The 22,526-nt window shown below is 50.9% G+C and carries 17 protein-coding genes; 12 read left to right on the forward strand and 5 right to left on the reverse strand.

All coding sequences use genetic code 11. From position 1 onward, the window contains the following. Nucleotides 1–46: 46 nt before the first annotated feature. Complete coding sequence (locus RN22_RS19510; protein WP_046306932.1) at nt 47–682, reverse strand: SGNH/GDSL hydrolase family protein; 636 nt, start codon at nt 680–682, stop codon at nt 47–49. 292 nt (nt 683–974) lie between these two features. Between RN22_RS19510 and RN22_RS19515 the strand changes: the two genes are divergently transcribed. The 10 genes from RN22_RS19515 (at nt 975) to RN22_RS19560 (ending at nt 14,052) form a co-directional block, all read left to right on the forward strand. Further along, a complete protein-coding gene (locus tag RN22_RS19515) occupies nt 975–2,306 on the forward strand; it encodes a glycine cleavage T C-terminal barrel domain-containing protein (RefSeq protein ID WP_046306933.1) in 1,332 nt (443 codons plus the stop codon). A gap of 48 nt (nt 2,307–2,354) precedes the next feature. Continuing rightward, nucleotides 2,355–3,245, forward strand: coding sequence for a methylenetetrahydrofolate reductase (locus tag RN22_RS19520; protein WP_156168237.1), 891 nt, complete (start codon nt 2,355–2,357; stop codon nt 3,243–3,245). Between the two features lie 114 nt (nt 3,246–3,359). Then, nucleotides 3,360–5,048 (forward strand): formate--tetrahydrofolate ligase, encoded by a 1,689-nt coding sequence (locus tag RN22_RS19525; RefSeq protein ID WP_197076324.1) that lies wholly within the window; start codon nt 3,360–3,362, stop codon nt 5,046–5,048. 141 nt (nt 5,049–5,189) lie between these two features. Continuing rightward, nucleotides 5,190–6,344, forward strand: coding sequence for a sterol desaturase family protein (locus tag RN22_RS19530; protein ID WP_046306977.1), 1,155 nt, complete (start codon nt 5,190–5,192; stop codon nt 6,342–6,344). Between the two features lie 134 nt (nt 6,345–6,478). Continuing rightward, nucleotides 6,479–7,459: a dipeptidase gene (locus RN22_RS19535; protein WP_046306936.1), complete on the forward strand. Its 981-nt coding sequence runs from the start codon at nt 6,479–6,481 to the stop codon at nt 7,457–7,459. A 22-nt stretch (nt 7,460–7,481) separates the two neighbouring features. Beyond that, on the forward strand, nt 7,482–8,015 hold the full coding sequence (locus tag RN22_RS19540; protein ID WP_046306938.1) for a DUF5943 domain-containing protein: 534 nt from the start codon (nt 7,482–7,484) through the stop codon (nt 8,013–8,015). A 73-nt stretch (nt 8,016–8,088) separates the two neighbouring features. Next, entirely contained in the window at nt 8,089–10,149 is a 2,061-nt protein-coding gene (locus RN22_RS19545) for an NADH:flavin oxidoreductase (protein ID WP_046306941.1), read from the forward strand. Between the two features lie 20 nt (nt 10,150–10,169). After that, nucleotides 10,170–12,086: a (Fe-S)-binding protein gene (locus RN22_RS19550; protein WP_046306944.1), complete on the forward strand. Its 1,917-nt coding sequence runs from the start codon at nt 10,170–10,172 to the stop codon at nt 12,084–12,086. Then, complete coding sequence (locus RN22_RS19555) at nt 12,087–13,286, forward strand: electron transfer flavoprotein subunit alpha/FixB family protein (protein ID WP_046306946.1); 1,200 nt, start codon at nt 12,087–12,089, stop codon at nt 13,284–13,286. It begins immediately after the preceding gene. Next, complete coding sequence (locus tag RN22_RS19560; protein WP_231590936.1) at nt 13,273–14,052, forward strand: electron transfer flavoprotein subunit beta; 780 nt, start codon at nt 13,273–13,275, stop codon at nt 14,050–14,052. The genes RN22_RS19555 and RN22_RS19560 overlap by 14 nt, the downstream gene beginning before the upstream one ends. 65 nt (nt 14,053–14,117) lie before the next feature. Here the strand turns inward: RN22_RS19560 and RN22_RS19565 are convergent, their stop codons facing one another. Continuing rightward, complete coding sequence (locus RN22_RS19565) at nt 14,118–15,836, reverse strand: hypothetical protein (protein ID WP_046306947.1); 1,719 nt, start codon at nt 15,834–15,836, stop codon at nt 14,118–14,120. Between the two features lie 498 nt (nt 15,837–16,334). On the opposite strand from RN22_RS19565, the gene RN22_RS19570 reads away from it, so the two are divergent. Next, nucleotides 16,335–16,565 carry a glutaredoxin family protein gene (locus RN22_RS19570; protein ID WP_046306948.1) on the forward strand — a complete coding sequence of 77 codons (231 nt, stop codon included), beginning with the start codon at nt 16,335–16,337 and terminating at the stop codon, nt 16,563–16,565. Here the strand turns inward: RN22_RS19570 and RN22_RS19575 are convergent. The 3 genes from RN22_RS19575 to RN22_RS19585 are packed head-to-tail and all read right to left on the reverse strand — an operon-like array spanning nt 16,562 to nt 21,299. After that, a complete protein-coding gene (locus RN22_RS19575; RefSeq protein ID WP_046306949.1) occupies nt 16,562–18,190 on the reverse strand; it encodes a GMC family oxidoreductase in 1,629 nt (542 codons plus the stop codon). The two genes, RN22_RS19570 and RN22_RS19575, sit on opposite strands and share 4 nt — an antisense overlap. Further along, nucleotides 18,191–19,741, reverse strand: a complete 1,551-nt coding sequence (locus RN22_RS19580; RefSeq protein ID WP_046306950.1) for a long-chain fatty acid--CoA ligase — start codon at nt 19,739–19,741, stop codon at nt 18,191–18,193. It lies immediately after the preceding gene. A gap of 49 nt (nt 19,742–19,790) precedes the next feature. Beyond that, nucleotides 19,791–21,299 (reverse strand): coniferyl aldehyde dehydrogenase, encoded by a 1,509-nt coding sequence (locus RN22_RS19585; RefSeq protein ID WP_046306952.1) that lies wholly within the window; start codon nt 21,297–21,299, stop codon nt 19,791–19,793. Nucleotides 21,300–21,460: 161 nt separating this feature from the next. Between RN22_RS19585 and RN22_RS19590 the strand changes: the two genes are divergently transcribed. Next, nucleotides 21,461–22,489 carry an AraC family transcriptional regulator gene (locus tag RN22_RS19590; protein ID WP_046306959.1) on the forward strand — a complete coding sequence of 343 codons (1,029 nt, stop codon included), beginning with the start codon at nt 21,461–21,463 and terminating at the stop codon, nt 22,487–22,489. The last annotated feature ends 37 nt before the right edge of the window (nt 22,490–22,526 follow it).

Below are 22,526 nucleotides of genomic sequence, written 5' to 3' on the forward strand. Positions count from 1 at the left end.
TCAGGTCGTTTGGGTATAGTACGATGCCAAAACCCTAGTGGCTCATTTAACGAAGAATCTTCGCCAGCGCATCAGCCAATGCCGCATGACCTGTTTCATCAAGATGGAGGCCATCAATAGGTGATGCTTCACAGACGGTGGCTGCTTCGAAGAAATCGCAGCCTTCTTCCTCAGCCACTGCACGGAAAAAGCTCGCAAGCTCAAGAGACTTCTGCCGACCATCACGAAAACCTGAAGCCCAGTTGTTGGCGTCGTGCATTGGCGCAGGCGAAACAATCAAAATACGTGGAGTCGGGTGACCTGCGTTGTCGCACTCTTTGACTTGACCAATCAGCTTGCGAATACCTTCTGCAATCCAGGCTGGTTCTGAAGGGAACTGGGACTTCAAGTCATTGGTGCCGAGTGTGATCACCACGCCATCCAGTGGACGGTGAGAGAGCAGCAGCATGGGCAGAGCGGCGCTTCCATCGCGGTATGGCTTCATTGGGTCATTCCACACTGTGGTGCGTCCATTGAGCCCTTCCTCAACAATCACAAAACGGTCTTCGGAGCCGTCGTCTTTGTCAATATTGAGCGCTCCTTGAAGGCGTGATGTCCAGCGAATGTCTTCGCCCCAACGCGAGCCATTTGAAGGGTTATAACCCCAAGTATTTGAATCACCAAAACATAAAATCCGTGGCATTGAGATATCCCTTTATATTGATTGCTTCCATTTTACGATGATTGATGGGATTCGTCGTCAATTGACTGCGATGGTTTGACGCTTTTCATTTTTACCGTGTCGCGTGTTGAATGGCTTGGATGTCTAAAACGCCTCAGTTTAGGCAACAGGATGAGGCTAGCTAATCATCCGTTTTAGAAAGCGCTTTTAAACAAAGGGCGAAGCATCCCATCAACGGCCGATGCGGGATCTGCCATAAGGGACGTTAGAGTTTTGGACATATAGGGTTCCGAATACAAGGAGGTCAGATGCGATGAATGAAAAAACACCCATGCAGAAGAGAGCCGCAGCAGCCAGGCATACAACCTCTGTTGATCAATCTAACCGACGAGTGCCGATTAATCTCAGGCAGTCGGGTCCCACACCGGTCGAACTTCTGATCTCTACACGGGTGAGGAAATCTCCTTATTGGCATCTCTCTTACGAATCTGACTGCTGGCAGGCCACGATTTATAACCGCATGTATCACCCCCGTGCTCATATTCCCAAAGAGCAAGGCGGCGTGATGGCGGAGTATGATGCGTTGGTGAATCACGTGGCAATGTGGAATGTTGCGGTTGAGCGCCAGATTCAGGTGAAAGGGCCGGACGCCGAAAAGTTCGTCGACTTCGTTATTACTCGCCCGGCCAATATCATCAAGCCCATGCACGGAAAGTACGTGATCTTGTGTAATGAAGAAGGCGGGATCATGAATGACCCAGTGCTTTTGCGCATTGCGGAAGATGAATTCTGGTTTTCGATTTCAGACAGTGACATCGAATTTTGGCTTCGTGGCGTGAACATTGGTAAAGGCTTTGATGTCACCATTGCAGAAATTGATGTTTGTCCGGTGCAAATCCAAGGGCCAAAATCCGAAGCGCTGATGACGGATCTGTTTGGCTCAGCTGTCAGTGATATTCCCTTTTATGGTTTGATGGAAGGCACGCTTAACGGGGCTGACGTGATTATCTCCCAGACCGGATTCAGCGGCGAAAAGGGCTACGAAATCTACTGCTTGGACGCAACGTTGAATGCGGAAAAAGTCTGGTATGGCGTACTGGACGCAGGTGAAAAGCACAACCTGAAAGTGACTGCCGTCGCTCATCACCGACGCATTGCCGCAGGCATTCTTTCCTGGGGACAGGACGTTGATCAGGAAGTTTCTCCTTTCCAATGTAACCTCGCCTATCAAGTGCCGAAAGACAAAGAGGGCGACTACATAGGCAAGGCGGCACTCGAGAAAGCCAGAACGCAAATCGAAGCCGGAGAATCTCCGTATCCCCTTGGTATGGTTGGGATTGTCTTTGGTGGTGAACCAGTGATCGATTACGCCAACGATTTTTGGCTGATTTATGACGAAGAGGGTGATGATGCAGTCGGCTACGTGACATCGCCTTGGTACAGCCCAGAACTGGAAACCAACATCGCGCTTTGCCATGTACCTTGGGATGGAAGGGATGTTGGCACCAAATACAGGGTAGCGTTGCCAACGGAATTTGGCGGAGAGGTTGTCGAAGCCGAGGTCGTCAGTATACCCTTCCGGCCTTCGGTGAACCCTAACTCCCGGGAAGTGGAGAAATCGCGCACCAGCGCGCCTGTTTCCTGACCTATTTGTTGGCGGTGCAATGCACCGCCACTTTCTGGCGAAATGCTCATGACCATGAATTTTGAACAAGGCAAAGTTGATTGTATGCCTCAGCTTCCCGATCCCGCTTTTGCTGCGGCAGAGCTTGTTTATCATGCCTCTCTAGAAGCGACACCGCGTCAAGTGAGTGCGTTGGAAAATCGACCGGAATGGCTACCGGAAGGTATCCGTGTGTACGTGCCTTTTCTTCCCTCCTCAAACTTTGAAGATGCTTTCGAGACCTGTAAAACCCTGTTGATTTGGGGTGTGGTTCCGGTTCCTCATCTTCCTGCACGCGCTGTCCCGAGCGAAGAGAAACTTCGTGAATGGTTGTTGGCGCTCAAAGTACTTGGCGTAAAGCAGCTGCTGCTTATATCTGGCGACATTGAAACTGTTCAGGGACCTTATGCGGATACCATGCAACTTCTGCAATCTGGTCTGTTGCAGGAATATGGCATTGAAAGCTTTGGTGTTGCGGGGTATCCCGAAGGACACCCCCACGCTGAGCAAGCCACATTGAAACGCGCACTTGAGTTCAAGCGTAACTATGCCAAAACACATGGGCTGAGTCTTTGGGTGGTGACGCAATTCTCGTTTGATCAGACGGTTTTGGAGCAGTGGCTCGATGAACACCAAACCATACTTGCTGGCATTCCGGTGTATCTCGGACTTGCCGGGCCTACGCGTTTGAAAAACCTGCTTTCGTACGCGGCTCAGTGCGGGGTAGCAACATCCGCAAAGGCGCTGACCAAGAACATAAATGCCGTCAGGCTGCTGAGACCTTGGACGCCAGATTCATTGCTGGAAGGGCTGGCAATTTATCAATCGAATAGGTCGGAATCTGTGTTGAAGGGGATCCATTTGTTTCCGTTTGGTGGGCTGAAACAATCCGCTGAATGGCTCGCTAACAAAGCCAGATAATCCAATTCACTGGTAGTAACCCGGCATTTAATCTTGATGCCGAGACTCTGATATAGTGAAATTTGTGGCACTCTAATGAATAATCAAAATAATACCGTATTAGTGACTGAAAATATGACAGCTTTACCTCCACCCGGCGCGCCGGATATTGAAATCGCCCGTGCTGTAAAACCTTGGCCGATCTTTGAAGTGGCCCAGCGTAAACTCGGCGTGGCCGCACATGCTTTGATCCCGTTTGGGCATTACAAAGCCAAACTGGATTTGTCACAGATTGATACCACTTCGAAAGTGGGCAAACTCGTGCTGGTCACTGCGATTACGCCGACCCCTGCTGGGGAAGGAAAAACCACCACCAGCATTGGTCTGGCAGATGCCCTGAATGCTATCGGCGTTAGCGCCAGCGTTTGTTTGCGTGAACCGTCATTGGGCCCTTGTTTTGGTGTGAAGGGGGGGGCAGCTGGCGGTGGCCGCGCGCAAGCCATTCCGATGGAAGATTTAAATCTCCACTTCAACGGTGATTTTCATGCGATCACCTCTGCCCATAACCTGCTGGCAGCCTTGATTGATAACCACATCCACTGGGGTAACGAGCTTAATCTGGATGCGCGCAAAGTATCATGGCGTCGTGTGATGGACATGAATGATCGCGCGCTTCGCCATACCTTGGTGGGATTGGGCGGTCCTGCTCATGGTCAGCCGCGCGAATCTGGTTTCGACATTACCGTGGCGTCTGAAATCATGGCAATCCTTTGTCTGGCAGAAGACAGAAAAGATCTTCAGCGTCGTCTGGGTAATATCATCATTGGACGCGACCGCGACAACAAGCCAGTGACCGCACGTGATTTAGGCGCAGAAGGCGCAATGACGGTACTTCTGAAAGACGCGATTCAGCCAAACTTGATCCAGACTTTGGAGCACAATCCAGCGCTGATCCATGGCGGTCCGTTCGCCAATATCGCTCATGGCTGTAATTCTGTGATGGCGACCCGCACAGCCATGGGTCTAACCGATGTGGTGGTGACGGAAGCGGGCTTTGGTGCGGACTTGGGCGCAGAGAAGTTCATCGACATCAAATGCCGTATTTCTGGTTTGAGACCGGATGCGGCCGTATTGGTATGCACTGTGCGTGCGCTGAAAATGCAGGGTGGCGTCGCGAAAGACAAATTGGATGCAGTAGACGTTGACGCGGTGAAGCTTGGTTCAGCCAACCTTAAACGCCACATCGAAAACATGCAGAAGTTTGGCCTGACGCCCGTAGTAGCAATCAACCGTTTCCCGACCGATGATGCCAGGGAGCTTTCTATCATCAAAGAGGTTTGCCTGAGCCTGGGCGCGCGCGTCGAAGAAGCGCAGCATTGGGCAGAAGGTGGAGTCGGTGCCAAAGCGGTTGCAGAAGCAGTGAAAACCATCTTGGACGGAGAAGCACCAGATGTGCAATTCCTCTATGAAGATGACCTTCCAATTGATGACAAAATCCGCAAAGTCGCCACCTCGCTTTATGGCGCGGAAGACGTGCAGTTCAACATCGCGGCGCAAAAGCAGCTCGATGAAATCCACCAGTTGGGTTACGGACATCTCCCTGTTTGTATCGCGAAAACACCTTACAGTTTTACCTCAGAGCCATCGGAGCTTGGGGCACCATCAGGGCACATTCTGCCTGTGCGTGAACTTCGCTTGATGGCGGGTGCAGGCTTTGTTGTCGCAATTTGTGGTGATGTCATGACCATGCCAGGACTGCCGCGTAAGCCAGCCGCACTCAGCATCTCACTGGATGATGATGGCGAGATTGTCGGCTTGTTCTAAGTCATTTCCGGTTACGGTGTCAAAAAGCGCTACCTTGGGTAGCGCTTTTTGTTACTTATTCCCTGAATGTTTGCCTACCGCCCTGGAGCACGTAAAGTACTTGTCATTCAATTCCAAGCGATTTGGCAGCAGGAGCAAGTGATGTGTAAGAAGGACAAACCGTATCAATATCAGGAGCGTCAGGTAGAGTTGGATACCGACCGCGCGTTTCGTCTTGGCGAAGGTAAAATCAGCGGATATCTGTCCGTGATATTGGGTGGTTTGTCGCTGCTTGCTGTACTGGCTTATCTCTTTCCTTCCTATCTCACCACGACTGAACTTCGTAAAACCTACGATGCGGAAAGCCTGCAACATGTTTTGAAATACGGCATGTACTTTTCTCTGTTCTTTGGTGCCATGACGCACCTGCTGAAAAGGTACCGTCGTTTGGGTTGTATCGGCATATTGCTGACGCTGGTAGCTTTTGCTTTGGGTGGGTACACCGTGCCTGTTGGCCCAGTTGAGCCGAAAGAACTCTCCTTGGGAGTGGATTGGTTAATCCTGGCGTTTTTGGGCTCTGCGGCGATTTTTATGACGCTGGAAAAGCTACTGCCGAAGTACAAGAACCAAGTGATCTTGCGTAAAGAGTGGGAAACGGACTTCTTCTATTTCTGCTTCAACCATCTGGCGATTTCCGCCATCCTGATTTACGCCAACTACCATACGTCCCACTTTGACTGGGCAGTGAGTGCTTCATTGCAAGAGTCAGTGCAATCCCTGCCTGTCATTGTTCAATTCGTACTGATTCTGATTGCCGCAGACTTTGTTCTTTACTGGGAACACCGCCTGTTCCACGAAGTAAAAGTGCTGTGGCCGGTTCATGCGGTTCACCACTCGGTGGAAGAACTGGATTGGCTGGCAGGCTCTCGAGGTCACTTCATTCAAGTGTTTTCAGAGCGTGCAATGGTGATGGTGCCGCTGTATTTGCTGGGGCCTTCAGAGGCAGCATTGAATGCTTACGTGGCTTTCGCAGCGCTGCAAGCGGTATTGATTCACTGTAACACCCGCATGCACTTTGGTTTTCTGAAATATATCTTTGTGACACCGCAATTCCATCACTGGCATCACAGCTCAGAAAAGCCTGCGATTGATACCAATTACAGTGCACATTTGGTGTTGTTTGACTGGTTGTTCGGCACCATGCACATGCCTAAACAGCACTGGCCAGCAAAATATGGCACCACCAAACCCATGCCTAAGGGCGTCATCGGACAAACTCTGTATCCGCTTACTGCACTGATTAAAAAGCAAAAATAATTTCATGATTTTCCTCTATGCGCCGTTCGCGGCGCATTCCAAATACATCCTGTCGCATTCGCATCGCTGGATCAGCTGAGTGTTGTTTAAGTTGGCTAAATATAGAAAAGGAAAAACCAACAAAGGACGCACCCATGTCAGATGCTCTAGCGCTGCATCGAGATTCCATCATCATTGATGGCCTGATTATCGCCAAATGGAACCGGGAACTGTTTGAAGACATGGCAAAAGGCGGGCTGACGGCCGCCAATTGCACGGTTTCGGTATGGGAAGGTTTTCAAGGTACCGTGGATAACATTGTCGAATTCAACCAATTGCTGCGTGAAAACAGCGACCTCATTCGTCCGGTGTACACCACAGAAGATATTCTTGCTGCCAAGCGTGAAGGTAAAACCGGCATCATGCTGGGCTTTCAGAATGTTCATGCGTTTGAGGACAAACTTGGCTACATCGAGATTTTCAAAAAGCTGGGTGTAGGCATCGCGCAAATGGCTTACAACACCCAAAACTTGGTCGGTACAGGTTGCTACGAGCGCGATGGTGGCTTATCCGGTTATGGCCGTGAAGTCGTCGCGGAAATGAACCGTGTCGGCATCATGTGTGACCTTTCCCATGTTGGGCCAAAAACCTCGGAAGAAGTCATTCTGGAATCGAAAAAGCCGGTTTGTTATTCCCACTGTTTGCCGCTTGGCTTGAAAGATCATCCCCGTAATAAATCCGATGAAGAGCTGAAGTTCATTGCTGACCACGGCGGCTTTATCGGCGTCACCATGTTCGCCCCTTTCCTGAAAAACGGCATCAATTCCACCATCGAAGATTACGTCGAAGCCATCGATTACATCGTTGATCTGGTCGGTGAAGATTGTGTTGGTATCGGCACTGACTTTACTCAAGGTCACGATCAGGAATTCTTTGAATGGATTACCCATGACAAAGGCTACGCAAGAAGGCTGACCAAATTTGGCGAAATCATCAACCCGAAAGGCATCCGTACCGTGGGGGAATTCCCGAATCTGACGGCGGCGTTACTCGACAGCGGTTGGTCGCCAGAGAAAGTGCAAAAAATCATGGGTGGCAACTGGGTCAAAGTTCTTAAAGACGTTTGGGGCGAATAAGCCAGAAAGAGAGGAAGCATTAATGGGTCATCATCCACCGGAAATCCCTATTCAGGTCGACGACGAAACTGGCGTTTGGAGCACCGATGGCTTGCCTATGCTCTATGTCCCCCGACACTTTTTCATCAACAACCATGCTGAGGTGGAAGACGCGATTGGCGCAGATCAATACGCGGATTTGCTCTACAAAGCAGGCTACAAATCTGCTTACTTCTGGTGCGAACAGGAAGGTGAGACTCACGGCATCTCAGGTGCAGAAGTGTTCGACCATTACATGAAGCGTCTTTCCCAGCGCGGTTGGGGGCAATTTTTTATCGAGCATCTGGATGTTTCGCAGGGAACGGCAAGAGTGCGGCTCGAAAACTCTGCATTCGTGTATTACTACGGCAAGGTGAACCGCAAGGTGGATTACATGTTCACAGGCTGGTTTGCTGGCGCCATGGATCAGGTGACGGAGAGCGTCGGCTTTCCGTTCAAAACCCATGCAGTGCAATTGCAAAGCGGCTCTGAAGAAGGCTGCGATTTTGGACTGTTTGAAGTGAAGCCGATTGGTTAAGAGCAGGTAATAGAAGGTTCTGGATCCTAGGAAAAGCAGGTCCTGGGACCTCAAAACAAAATAAGGAAGTGCAATGTCTCAGTTCGACGCTATTTTTCAGCCGCTTGCGATCAACAAGCTGACGATCAGAAACCGGGTGATCAGTACGGCACATGCCGAGGTGTATGCGACGGAAAATGGCATGCCGACTGAGCGCTACATCAAGTATTACGAGGAAAAAGCCAAGGGCGGTATTGGCCTCTGTGTCTGTGGCGGCTCAAGCCCGGTGTCTATCGACAGTCCACAGCATTGGTGGAGTTCGGTGAACGTGAGTACTGATGACGTCATTCCACACTTCCAGAACCTAGCTGATGCCATGCATAAACATGGCGCGGCTATCATGATCCAACTGACCCACATGGGACGCCGTTCTCGTTGGGATGGTGGCAACTGGCCAACCCTAATGAGCCCAAGCGGTATCCGCGAACCGGTTCACCGTGCGACTTGTAAAACCATTGAGCCAGAGGAAATCTGGCGCATTATCGATGATTTCGCGCAAGCCGTCCGTCGTGCAAAAGAAGGCGGCTTGGACGGCGTTGAACTCTCATTTGCCCACCAACACTTGGTCGATCAGTTCTGGAGTCCGCGTGTTAACCGTCGTACCGATGAATGGGGCGGCAGCTTCGAAAACCGCATGCGTTTTGGCGTAGAAATTCTGAAAGCGGTGCGTGCGGAAGTGGGGCCGGATTTCGCAGTTGGCATCCGCATGACGGGCGATGAATTCCATCCTGACGGCCTTGACCACGAGAACATGAAAGAAATTGCGGCCTATTACGATGGTCTCGGCATGATCGATTTCTTCAGCGTTGTGGGTTCGGGCTGTGATACTCACAACACGCTGGCGAACGTCATCCCGAATATGACTTACCCGCCAGAGCCGTTTATTCACCTCGCCGCAGGGATTCGCAGCGTGGTGAATGTGCCTGTGATGCACGCACAGAACATCAAAGATCCGGTACAGGCTGCGCGTGCGCTGGAAAGCGGATTGATTGACTTTGTCGGTATGACACGCGCCCACATCGCAGACCCTCATCTCATCACTAAAGTGAAGCTGGGCCAGACAGATCAAATCCGTCAGTGTGTTGGTGCCAACTACTGCATTGACCGCCAATATCAGGGTATTGATGTTCTCTGTATCCAAAACGCAGCGACATCTCGCGAAGCCAAAGTCCCACATATCATCAGCAAAACCGACGGCCCAATTCGCAAAGTGGTGGTGGTCGGTGGCGGCCCTGGTGGCATGGAAGCAGCGCGTGTCTGCGCCGAGCGTGGTCATCAGGTCACCCTGTTTGAGAAAAACAGTGAACTCGGCGGGCAAATCACGCTGGCTGCCGCTGCGCCTCAGCGTGAACAAATCGCCGGTATTACCCGCTGGTTCGATCTCGAACTGCGCCGTTTGGGTGTGAACCTAGTATTCGACACGGCGGCAGATGAAGCCACCATTATGGCTGAATCACCCGATGTAGTAGTGCTGGCTGTCGGCGGTAAACCGTTTATCAATCAGGAAGCCAAATGGGGCGGTGATGACGGTTTGGTGGTGAGCAGTTGGGACATTCTGAGCGGTGCGGTTGAGCCGGGTAAAAACGTGGTGGTGTACGACACCATTTGTGAATTCGCGGGTATGTCTGTCGCGGATTATCTCGCGGCGAAAGGCTCACTGGTGGAAATTGTCACTGATGATATCAAGCCGGGTGTCGCAGTGGGCGGCACCAGCTTCCCCACATACTATCGAAGCCTCTACGAGCGCGATGTGGTGATGACGCCGGATCTGGTGCTGGAAGAGGTCTACAAAGAGGGTGACAAACTGATTGCCCGCTTTGAAAACGAATACACAGGTGTGCGCGAAGAGCGCGTGGTCGATCAGGTGGTGATTGAAAACGGCGTCAGACCAGATGAAACGCTCTACTATGCGCTCAAAGAAGGCTCCCGCAACCGCGGCCAGGTAGATATCGACACTCTGTTTGTCTTCGAGCCACAACCCGCATTTGCTGAACAGGCGGACGGTTACCTGCTTTATCGCATCGGGGATTGCAGCGCGCAGCGCAATATTCACGCTGCCATCTACGATTCACTGCGTCTGTTTAAAGACCTCTGACCGACTGCGGGGTAGCTGTGATGTGGACTTCGCTTATCGGTCCCTTGTTAGTCATCATGATTGCGCTGGCGATTGCGGGCGCAGTCAAACGGATTCGTCTCTGGCAGCAAGGGAAGCCAGCCAGCCTTCCTATCGGGAAAGCCCTTGCTGCCATCCCCAGACGCTATTTGGTCGATCTTCACGACGTGGTTGCACGTGACAAAGCGTTTGCGAACACGCACGTCGCCACTGCTGGGGGCTTTGTGGCATCCGGCATTTTAATGGTGCTGGTTTTCATTCTGGGGTTCGACAATATACTGACATTCGCACTGATGAGCGCGACGTTTGCTGCCATGGCGTTTGGTGCAGTGAAAGTGAAAAAACGTCGCGAAAACCCGCCTGCGAACCTTTCCAAGGGGCCTTGGCAGAGGCTACCTAATAGTCTGCTGGTTTTCTCCTTCTCTGGTTTGATGATGTCGTTACTGTTGTTATTGGGCATCGGTAATGTACCCATCATCGTCGCGGCACTGCTTATCGTTGGCATTCTGCTAGGTTTAGCAGAGCTGCTGTTTGGCATGACCTGGGGCGGCCCAATGAAACACGCCTTTGCGGGTGCCTTGCATCTTGGTTTTCACCGTCGTCAGGAACGTTTTGGCGGTGGCCGATCGACGGGATTGAAACCAATCAATCTTGACGAGCAAACTCTGGGCGTCGAAAAGCCATCCGATTTTTATTGGAACCAGCTGTTGGGATTTGATGCCTGCGTGCAATGCGGGCGCTGTGAAAAAGTCTGTCCCGCGTTTGCCGCAGGTCAGCCGCTGAATCCGAAGAAACTGATTCAGGATATGGTGGTTGGCATGGCTGGCGGTGACACCGTAAATTACGCAGGCAGCCAGTACCCCGGCAAATCTGATGAAGCCCGTTGCGGAGCGCCGGATAAACCTCTGTTTGAGGGCTTACTGGATGCAGAAACCGTCTGGTCTTGCACCACCTGTCGCGCTTGTGTTGAAGAATGCCCGATGATGATCGAACACGTCGATGCCATCGTCGACATGCGCCGTAACCTGACGCTCGCAAAAGGTGAAACGGTCGGAAAAGGCGCAGAGGTATTGGAAAACCTGATTGCAACCGATAACCCGAATGGCCTTTCCCCAAACAGCCGAGCGAACTGGTCCGTCGATCTGAAGCTCAATCACCTGTCAGAGGTAGGTACTACGGACGTGTTGCTTTGGGCAGGTGACGGTGCCTTTGATCTGGCTTACCAACGCACGCTCCGTGCTGTGGTAGCTCTTCTGCGTAACGCCAATATCGAGTTCGCCATTTTGGGTAACGAAGAATTGGATAGCGGCGATCTGGCGCGTCGTTTGGGCGATGAAGCCACCTTCCAGCGCTTGGCGATTGCCAATGTCAAAACCCTGAACAAGTACCAATTCCGATCGATTGTTACGCCGGACCCTCACGCCTTCCATGTGTTGAAAAATGAGTACCCGGACTTTGGCGGCAGTTATGATGTTTTCCACCACACCGAGTATCTGGCGAAGCTGGTAGAGCAAGGTGATATCAAGCTGAATCAGGCCAAAGCCCAATCGGTGACGTATCACGATCCTTGTTATCTAGGGCGTTACAACGGTGGCTATGACGCACCGCGCTACCTCTTGAGCAGCATGGGACTCACTGTCAGTGAGATGGAGCGTTCAGGTTATCGCTCGCGTTGTTGCGGCGGTGGAGGTGGTGCGCCAGTCACCGATATTCCGGGTGAACATCGTATTGCGGATATGCGGATGGATGATGCCCGCGAGACAGGTGCAGAAATGGTAGCGGTTGCCTGTCCGCAGTGTGCGGTGATGCTCGAAGGTGTTGTGATGCCAAGGCCGGAAGTGAAAGACATTGCGGTCATGCTACTCGATGCCGTGGCAGAAAACGCCGACGCTGGTAAAGCAAAAGCGGTGGGGGAGTAAATGGACGAGATTAAACGACGCGATCCCCGTAAAGAACATATCCTGAGAAATCGCCTGCACCCTCAGTATGATGAGATGGCTGTTGACCATGATTTGCTGATGTCAGGTGGTACCAACCGCAAAAATCCTCACAAGCAGGGGTACTTATCGGCGGAAGGCATCAAACGGATCGACCGCTCTGGTGCTGCGGTCGCAGCGGCTGGTGTGGCGAAAAAACAGCAAGAACAAAGCCTTCCACTCAGGGCCATTGTTAATCCTTCCAACTATATTGTGGTGTTCTCGGATTCTGACAGTGCCAAGCTGACGGTGCTGGATAAAGACATGTTAGGGCTTGCTCATTCTTTGGCTGACGATGGCACAGCCGTCGTAATGATTAACCTGCACAGCCGTGAAGATGACCTTGCTTCGGCAGGCGCAGACAGGGCGCTGACGCTCGATGCAGCCAGTTACTCCCCTGACAGTTGGCTCGCGGTATTACAAACCATTGATTCAGAGCTTTTCCCCAAACATTGGATATTCGCGGATGGCACATTAGTCGGTGGTGACTTAGCGAGAAGATTGGCGGTTTCACTGGGCGTAAGGCCAGTGACTCGCGGCAAGCTTTACGCAGAAGGTACCCTGAATTGTAGCGGTGGTGACGCATCAAAAAGCGTTAACCGGAAGCTTTCCCGCATCTTGTTGGTGGAAGAACAAGTGGCTGACCCCATTGCTGGGTTTATCACGGAAGCGTCTTCACTGGATGTTGCCGATGTGGCGGGCGTGATCCCCAAAGTCACTGATCTTGGTGGTGTCGCCGTTGATCCGGCTGACATTCCCTTGGCGGAAACCCGCTTTATTCTCTCCGGTGGTAACGGAATTCGAAACTGGGCCTTGTTCCATCAATGTGCGCAAGCTTTGGGCGCAACAGAAGGGGCCAGCCGCGTCGCTGTCGATAACGGACACATGCCAAGAACGACGCAGGTCGGCGCAACAGGCACTTATGTGAACGCTAAAGTCTATGTCGCCGTGGGTATTTCGGGGGCAATTCAGCATTTGCAGGGGATGACGACCTGCGAAACCGTCATTGCACTCAATACCGATGCCAACTGCGACATGATTAAACGCGCTGATCTCAGCATTATCGCTGACAGCAGCGAGGTGATGCAGGCATTGGTTGACGCTACCTCTGGCGGTAAAGGAGAGCTTGATGATGTCGGATAACCAAAACATCCTGGTACTGGTTTCAGCCGGCCAACACCCGCTCTCTGGACGCCCAAGACGGGCAGACCGTGATGCCAAAGCGCTGGAAATGGCATTGACCCAGTCGGAATCCGCAATGGTTGTATTTGCCGGAGAACCACAATCACCTGCCGTTCGGGAATATCTCGGTATGGGCGTCTCCAAGGTCAATGTGTTGAAGCAGCCAGAAGGGGCAGACACCAGCGCGGCACTGGCGGGTTTCGTCAAATCCCAAAAGCCCCAACTGGTTTTCTGTGGAGCCCGGGCAGAGCAGGGGGAATCATCCGGCATGGTGCCGTATCTGGTTGCCGATGGGTTAGGTGCAGCCGTGGTGCCGGAGGTGGTCAATGTGATGAAGCATACCGATTCCCACGTTGAAGTGCTTCAGGCTTTGGCGGGTGGTCAGCGCAGAAAACTAAGGGTGGAACTACCTGCCGTGCTGATTGCCAGTTCATCAGCACCGGCAGCGAGGCAAAGTGCGTTTACCAGAGCGCGAGATGGTTTAGTGAATGTGCTGGAAGTTGAAGTGATAATGGATTTGGAGCAACAGGGCTGGGAATGGCAGCCTGCTAAGAAACGCCCTAAGCGCACCAAAACTGTCGCGGCCAAAGCGTCCAGCCGCGACCGCTTCAAAGCTGCCACTGCTGCGCCTGCTTCCTCAGGTGGAAAAGTGATGATGAACCCAAGCCCACAGGAAGCGGCAGAAGCGATTCTGAAGTTGCTTGAAGAAAAAGGACTCAGACAGTAAGCAGAATAGTTAATAAAAATGCCCTCAATTTGCGAGGGCAATTTTTATGTCTTTAGGTTCTACAGTCAGTCGGTATAGTCACAATCGTAACTTTCTACTACCTCACTCACTTTGCCACCATTTCCATCACAATAATTATTGGCTATTCTCAGGTAGCATTGCTGCGTGCCATCATCGTTGATAGTGATAGTTCCACTCCACCCCCAGAATCTATTGCTGCCGTATATGTCACCACTACATGAACGGTCATCCCCACTACTGCCATATACTGTGATCTGTTGAAGTGTTTTCACCTCAGTCAATCCCACATGACCTGTAACTCTACCATGATTGTTCGTCACACTGTTGAAGCCATAATCTGTTGTCCATTGCAAAGTGATGTCTCCAGGTTCCACCTGACCTGTAGCATTAAATACAACGCTGCCTTTGTCGCAATCCACCCAGAGATCAGCCGTTGCAAACTTAGTTTTAGCTCTCATTTTCAGGTTGACCCCAGGGCTACAAGCGCCTAATGGTTCATCATTGTCATTGATGGTAGCCGTTCCTGAGGCTTTATCACTTTGGTCTTCATTAATCCAAGCATCGAGGAAGAATGTTTTTGCATCTTCATCGTCCTGATCGTCAGTTGTGGGGACAGCAACACTGATACTTGAAACACCGGGCGGGACTTCAACGACGACACCCGTATCGGTCAAGGTGGCTGTGGTACTATCATCACCAAATTTGACAGTGACATCCCTTAGATAATCTGTTCCCGCAACACCGGTGCCATTGCGAAGAGCGAGGGTGACTTCTTTTACCGCTTTAATCTCTTTGTCAAAGTTAATTGTAAAGTCTGCATTTTGCCCTTCAGTCACAGTATCGCCAGAAACGTCAGCGACTTCGATGACGGTTTCACTCGGGAATACAGTGCCTTCATAACACTTGTAAGTTTCCCTTGAGTTGGTTGCCATTGCGCTAATACGATTCGGGAAAAGCCCGACAGACACTTTTTCTCCTGTGTCTGGGTTCAGACGCCAAAGCCAAGTACTGTTGACATTCCCGGTCACGTTCTGATTTTTTGCAGCAATTAGCATTTGCCCATTTTGGTCAAGTGTGGCGGCGGTAACGAAATTAACGTAATGGAAAGAGTGTAATTTCACTTCGCCCGATGTTGTGTTGATGACAAAGGTTCGTGTGTTGGTTACGAATAAGAGTTTCCCTTCGTAAAACACGAAATCTCCCCAACTGGAGTAACCTCCAGAACGCATGCCGATAGGAAATTCAGCGATTTTGGTCGGTGTTCCGTCATCAACATTAATACTAAAAATGTCGCGATTATTGGAACCAAACAATGTGTTAGTGGCGGAGTCAAATGCCATACGAAAGACATCAGGTGTCTCGCCAACAATGGTATGAGTGCCTGTTTCTGGATCAAAATAGGCAAGCTGGTTTTTCTTTACTTTTGAAGCGTGGAAATCAAGGCTTGGAAACTCGCCAGACTGGGTTTCGTCCTCGAGCCCTGGAACATAGAAAGCTTCCGGCCTTGGAGCACTAACGTAGTAAATACGATTGTTGTTTGAGTCATAAGCTATTGCCGACGAACTGAAGAGCGCACGTGATTTTTTGACTACGCGTGAGCCATCGTAGGCGCCTGTCACTTTCTTATCTTCCTGAATGTCCAAAAGAACACCTACGTGTCCGCGTCCTGCGTTCATGGCGTAGACGTTGCCATAGCATTGCGCGAACCCGTCTGATGACGCGCAGGTTGCCAGTACAAATGTTGCCAAAATATGCTTTTTCATAAACACCCTTTGTCTCAAAGTAGTTAAAGAACTTGAATCTACGTTTTAATTGTTTTTATGAAATGCTTATTGTTTGAATGATATGCTTAACCACTAAGATAGTAAGGTTAAAATTGATATAAAAATGTCTCATTATTAAGCTTTTAAATTGAGTGATCGAATGGTGTCTAATTAATAATGCTCAATGTATTAGATATATTAATTAATAAGATGGAACTAATTTAGTGTGTTGGTTTATGAATGCTAAGTTCTTTCAGATGAGAATCTTGAATTCGATGAAAATAATAAGAGAATTGATCAGGTCTATTTAAAACGATTGTTTTATTTATTGTTGGGGATGGGCTCGATGAGGCGCAGATTGCCATTATAAAAATTACTGAAACATATTGCTTACTATTACGTCCCCAGTTTTTATTCTGGCGCAAGATCAATTGCATATAATGAAAGTCATTTTGAAGTAAGATAGGTGGGCTTTGTTTGAAATATTAAGGTCAAAAGATGAAACGAGTAGTTTTATACACCAGCAAAAACTGCGCGCACTGCCAGTCGGCCAAGCAGTATTTCGACAGCAAGAAAATCGCCTACCGTTTGTGCGATGTGGGTACACCAAGAGGCAGAAAAGAGCACGCCTCGCTGGGAGCGCGCGGCGTGCCGGTGATAAAGATTGGTGACAAAATTCTCCACGGCTTCAACGTGAAAGCCGTGGAGAAAGCGCTGAAAGGTGATTAATTCGCCTTGGCGATGGTTGTGAAGGTTTGTCGCTGCTGCTTAATGATGTCGGCGACTTTCTCCGCAATCATAATGGTCGGGGCATTAGTGTTACCACCTACCAGCGTCGGCATAATGGACGCATCCACCACGCGTAATCCTTCCAAACCGTAAACACGAAGCTGGTTATCCACCACGGCCATTGGGTCTTCTTCCGTTCCCATTTTGCAGGTGCCAATCGGGTGATACTGGGTGTCAGCGCGGTTGCGGATGTCCTGTTCAATCGCTGCATCATCGGTTGCATCGACCGGATAAAAAGGCTTGCCTCGAATGTCTTTAAATGCGTCGCTTTCAAGCAATTGATATTGCTTCTTCCAGCCTTCAATCATCACTCGCATATCATCAGGGTCAGCAAAGAAATTGGGGTCGATACGCGGCGAATCCGAAGGATTGGCACTGTTGAGTTTTACGGTACCAATGCTCTTGGGGCGAAGCAGGGTGAGGTGCGAGCAAAAACCATGGCTGGCGTGAATTTTACGGGCATGGTCGTCGACGACGCCAACGACGAATACGATTTCTAAATCCGGCACGTCAACGTCATCCGATGAACGCAAAAAGCTAATACCTTCTGCGAAATTGCTGCTCAGTTTGCCTTTGCGTTCTTTCATCCACTCGGGCAGGGCTTTCGCCATTTCGACGCCCATTTGCAGCGAGACACCAAAGCTGTCGCGTTTGGCGGTACAGCGATAAGAATGCACCAGATCGATATGATCCTGCAGGTTCTCACCCACGCCGGGAAGATCGTGAATTTGCTCAATGCCGTGGGTATCCAGATCAGCTTTCGCCCCGACACCTGAAAGCATCAGAATTTGCGGTGAACCAAACGCACCGGCTGACAGGATCACCTCTTGCTGAGAGCGGATCTGAACGCGTTGTCCTTGTTTTTCGTATTCCACCCCAACCGCTTTTTTGCCTTCGAACAGCACACGACAAGTGGTGGCATTGGTGATCACAGTCAGGTTAGGGCGCTTAAGATTGGGCGTGAGATAGGCTTTGGCAGCGCTGCAACGTTCACCATTAAGCTGAGTAACCTGAGTCACCATCGCACCGAATTGCTCTGCGCCGTTCACATCTGGGTTTCTTGGTACGCCAATGCTTTCACAGGCATCCAGAAAACGCTCAATCAATGGACTTGGCGAGCGAAGCTCAGCAACGTTCAGCGGGCCACCTTTGCCATGAAACTCATCGTGGTGAACTTCGTTGTTTTCCGCTTTCTTGAAATACGGCAGGCATTCATCATAGCTCCAGCCTTGGTTTCCCAAGCTTGCCCAGTGATCGTAATCGAAACGGTGTCCGCGGCAGTACATCATGGCATTGATTGAGCTCGAACCACCGAGGGTTTTACCGCGCGGCTGATAACCTTTGCGCCCGTTTAGTCCCGGTTGGGGAACGGTTTCAAATCCCCAGTTATTGATTTTGGTTGGCATCATTGCAACCACGCCAACAGGGGTGTGGATGAGGGCGCTGGTGTCCTTGCCGCCGGCTTCCAGCAGGCAGACAGTTACTGTCGGGTCTTCGGACAGGCGGGATGCCATCACACACCCGGCTGAGCCTCCGCCGACAACAATGTAATCAAAGCTATCCATTTATGCGTCTCCGTCATTGGAAGGGTGGAGGTCACGCTTGAGGATTTTGCCCGTTGCGGTCATTGGGAAGCTGTTACGGATAATGACGCGGCGCGGGTATTTGTAATCCGCCAGTTGTTCCTTGCACCAAGCAATAATCTCGGCTTCTTCGCAGACCTCAGCATCTTGCTTTAACAGTACATGAGCATGGATTTCTTCGCCAAGTCTCTCGTGGGGTTCGCCCACCACAGCTACCATTTCGATAGCAGGGTGACACATCATCACTTCTTCGATTTCACGCGGATAGACGTTATAGCCACCACGCAGGATCATGTCTTTCACGCGATCAACGATGAAGAGATTGCAGTGTTCATCGAGATAGCCGATGTCACCACTTTTGAACCATCCGTCGACAAAGGTTTCTTCCGTCGCTTCTGGGCGGTTGTAATAGCCTTTCATCACGCTTGGGCTTTTGATGCACACTTCACCGCGCTCGCCTGTCGGGACGCTGTTTCCGGCCAAGTCGATAATCTTGATCATATGACCACACAGCGGTTGGCCGACACTACCGGGAAGTCTGTCGCTGTCGATATGGTTGAAAGTCGCTACAGGTGCGGTTTCAGACAAGCCATAGCCTTCGAGAATGGGAAGCTCAAAGGTGGCTTCAAACTGGCGCAACACTTCAACAGGCAAAGAGGCACCGCCAGAAATGCCCAGTCGCAGACTCTGGCGCACTTTCTCGGCTTTCTCTGCACAGGCTTCGCTGGCACGTTGCAGGGCGATATACATGGTAGGAACGCCAGCAAATACAGTCACCCGATGTTCGATGATTTGCTCAATCACGCTGGCAGGTTCAAAGCGGGGTACCAGAACCACAGTCGCGCCAGTGAGCAAGCTGGCATTCATCATCACGGTTTGCCCGAAGCTGTGGAACAGTGGCAGCGCGGCCATGGTGGTGTCGCTGTATTCCAAACGCATCAGGTTCTGGGACGCCATGGCATTGGTCATCATGTTGGTGTGGGAAAGCTCAGCACCTTTGGGTTGGCCTGTGGTGCCAGAGGTATAGAGGATAACCGCCGTATCATCGCCCAGTCGGGAAACCGCTTCAAATGGCTTTGATGCTTCTGACAGCCAGGCTTGAAGGGAATGGGCTGACGAATCATTTCCCGGCATGGACACAAAGTGCTCGCAGCCTTCCGCGTGCTTAAACCCTTCCTGACCAAAGGTGCCCATCGGCAATTCTTCTGTGCCATCAAAACAGAGATAGGCTTTAGCGTCGGAATCATTTAGGTGATAGGCAATCTCGCGGGGTTTGAACAACACGTTCATCGGTACTACCACACAGCCTGCTTTTAGAATGCCGTAATACGCGATGGGGAAGTAGGGGATATTGGGACAGGAGAGGGCAACTTTGTCTCCCGGTTCCAAGCCGAGTGAAACCAGGTGGTGGGCGACGTTGGCGGCGAGTTTGTTGAGCTGTTCGAAGGTGAAGGCGGTGTCGGCCATTCGAACAGCAACTTTATCGGAAAAGAGCGCCGCACTGCGCTCCAGATTGACAGCAAGATTGTGCATTCCTTGTACTCCTTATCTTCCTTTTAGTTTGCCTTGTTTTTATCGAGCACTATCGTCCAGAAGCGATGTTTGGGGTTTCAATAGCGGCGTTGGCATTGTCTTGTGTGGAAAGCATGGGATCGGGTTTGCCGATGAATAGTCGCATCACCAGTCTTTGCGCGAGGTTGCCATATGGCGGCGCGAATATGCTGATTGGAAACCAACGGCGCATCTGCAAAACGGTTCGGGCATGGCTAAGTTCGCGAAAGCCCTCTTCGCCGTGGTAATTGCCAATGCCCGAGTTACCAATGCCACCAAATGGCACGGCATGGTTAAGGGCATGCCAGCCCCAATCGTTGATAGTGACGCCGCCGCTGTGGGTGCGCTCAAGCATCCATTCCCGACGTTCTTTATCGTGACTGAACAGGTAGCAAGCCAGTGGTCTTGGGCGGTTAGTGATGTAATCAGCGACCTCTTCAAGGCTGTTGTAGCCATGAACTGGCAGCAGGGGCCCGAAGATTTCTTCCTGACAAATCCGCATTTCCGGCGACAGGTTGGTTGCAATGTGCAGCGGCATTTTGCGTTTATCGCTGTCATCGCGACATTTGATGATGTTGGCACCTTTGGCTTTGGCGTCTTCAACGAGTGCCTGAAAGCGTTCGAATTGGGCGTTGTCGACCAAGGATGTGCAATCAGCGTTGTCTGCTATTCCTGAATACATCTTGTTGTAAGCGCGGGATAGCGCTTCAACAAAGGCATCCACTTTTTCGTTTGGCACGAATGCATAGTCCGGTGCGATACAGATTTGCCCGGCATTAAAACTCTTGCCGTGGGCAATGCGGCTGGCCGCTTGCTGGATGTCGTAATCATCAAAGATCACCGCAGGGGATTTCCCGCCTAGCTCAAGGGTGACTGGTGTGAGGTTCTTCGCTGCGTTCGCCATGATGATCTTTCCGCTGTTTGGCGATCCGGTAAAGACAAGATGATCAAACGGCAGATGGCTAATTTCCATTGCCTGTGGGTGATCGCCCGGCACAACGCAAACACGATCTTCTGAATAGATTTCCGCTAGCATGGCTTTCAATGCGGAGGTGGTTTTTGGGCAGTTTGGCGGCATTTTGATCATACAGCGGTTGCCCGCAGCGAGCGCGGTGATCAAAGGACCCAAAGAGAGATAAAGCGGGAAATTCCACGGGCAGATAATGCCAACCACCCCTTTCGGCTGGTAACGAAGTTCTAGTTTGTTGCCTTTGAACAGCCATTCCGTTGGGCGGCGTTTCGGACGCATCCAGCGGCGAAGGTGACTTTGTACGTGATTGATGTCGAGGATCGGCCCCAGCACATCTGCCATCAGAGATTCAGAATGGCTGCGGCCACCAAAATCTTCACTCATGGCCTGAGCCAACACGTTCTGATAACGGCGAAGCTGGGTTTTCAGCGCGGAAAGCTGTGCTTTTCTATCTTCCAGTGTGGGCTGGGTATCTTGCTGATAGGCTGATTTCAGCGCGTAAAACCACGTCTCTAATTCACTAAGCGCAGTGTGTTGGGAGAAAGGTGCGGTACTGCTTTGACTGTTCATGCCCGAATTCCTGATGGTTTTGTCATTTACTATTCGATTACAGCATCGGATCAAACTCCCGAACAGGTGCCAAAAAGACAAAATCCGGTGATATTCGGACAAAATTGCGGTATTTATAGACCTATCACTGTTTCCGGTGACGAGCAGCTTGGGGAAGCGCCATGAAGTACACTGCGGTTTATGAGCCAGACATGAAGTCCTGTGGCGTGTTGGATTTGCAGCTTTTAAGCCGTTATCTGCAAGATCGCGTACCGATGGAAACCCTCCTTGAAGGAACCGGACTGCAACAAGACAGGCTTTACGCGCCAGATACCCACATTACCCTGATGCAAAAGCTCGCTACCTTCAGCAATGCCATCAACAACACCTCAGAGTCGGGGCTCGGGTTGAAGGTCGGTCAACAGGCGAGGTTTAGCGACTTTGGCGTCCTGGGCTACGCCGTATTCAGCAGCAATACTTTGCTTGACGCCTTGATGATGGGTTTCAAATACCTTCGCTTGGCGGGACCCGTGCTCAAGAAAACCATGTGGGTAGAAGACGATGTCGGCTACTTCCGAGCTGATCAGCTGGTGGAGCTGGATTCATTGCTGCCGTTTTGTTCTGAATACTGGTTTGCGGCGATCTTGAGTTTGTGTGAAGAGGTGATTCAGCAACCGTTCCCTTCCAAAGCCATTTATTTTCCCTTCCCTGCGCCGGAATATGCCGAACTCTATGAAGAAACTTTCCACTGCCCGGTTTATTTCAACAGCAAACACCTTGAATGGCATTTCGACGCTACTAAGCTCTATGAGCCGCTGCCAACCGCAAATCCGATGACGCTGAGTATGTGTCTTAAATCCTGTGATGAGATGCTGGAGAAAGTCTCGGGTGCGCTGACGTTGAATGAAAAAATTACCCAGATGTTGTTGGAAAACCCCGGTCGTTATCCGTCGATTGAAGTGGTTTCTTCAGAGCTTGGTATGTCTTCCCGAACACTCCGCCGTCACCTGAAAAATGAAAACACCGGGTTTCAGGACATTCTGGATCATGTGCGGTTCAGTCTTGCCCGCCACTACCTGCGCTCAACCCAAATCAGCATTGAAGATATTTCCGAGCGGGTGGGTTTTTCAGATCCCGCTAACTTCCGTCATGCATTTCGTAAGTGGAGTGGCGCTTCGCCGAGAGATTATCGAAACCAACTTTGCGCCTGATTCAGTGAAGAGAAGATGCTGACATCCAAATGTCACT

Source organism: Grimontia sp. AD028 (genome assembly GCF_000973155.1).
In the GTDB taxonomy this organism is placed as follows: Bacteria; Pseudomonadota; Gammaproteobacteria; order Enterobacterales; family Vibrionaceae; genus Enterovibrio; species Enterovibrio indicus.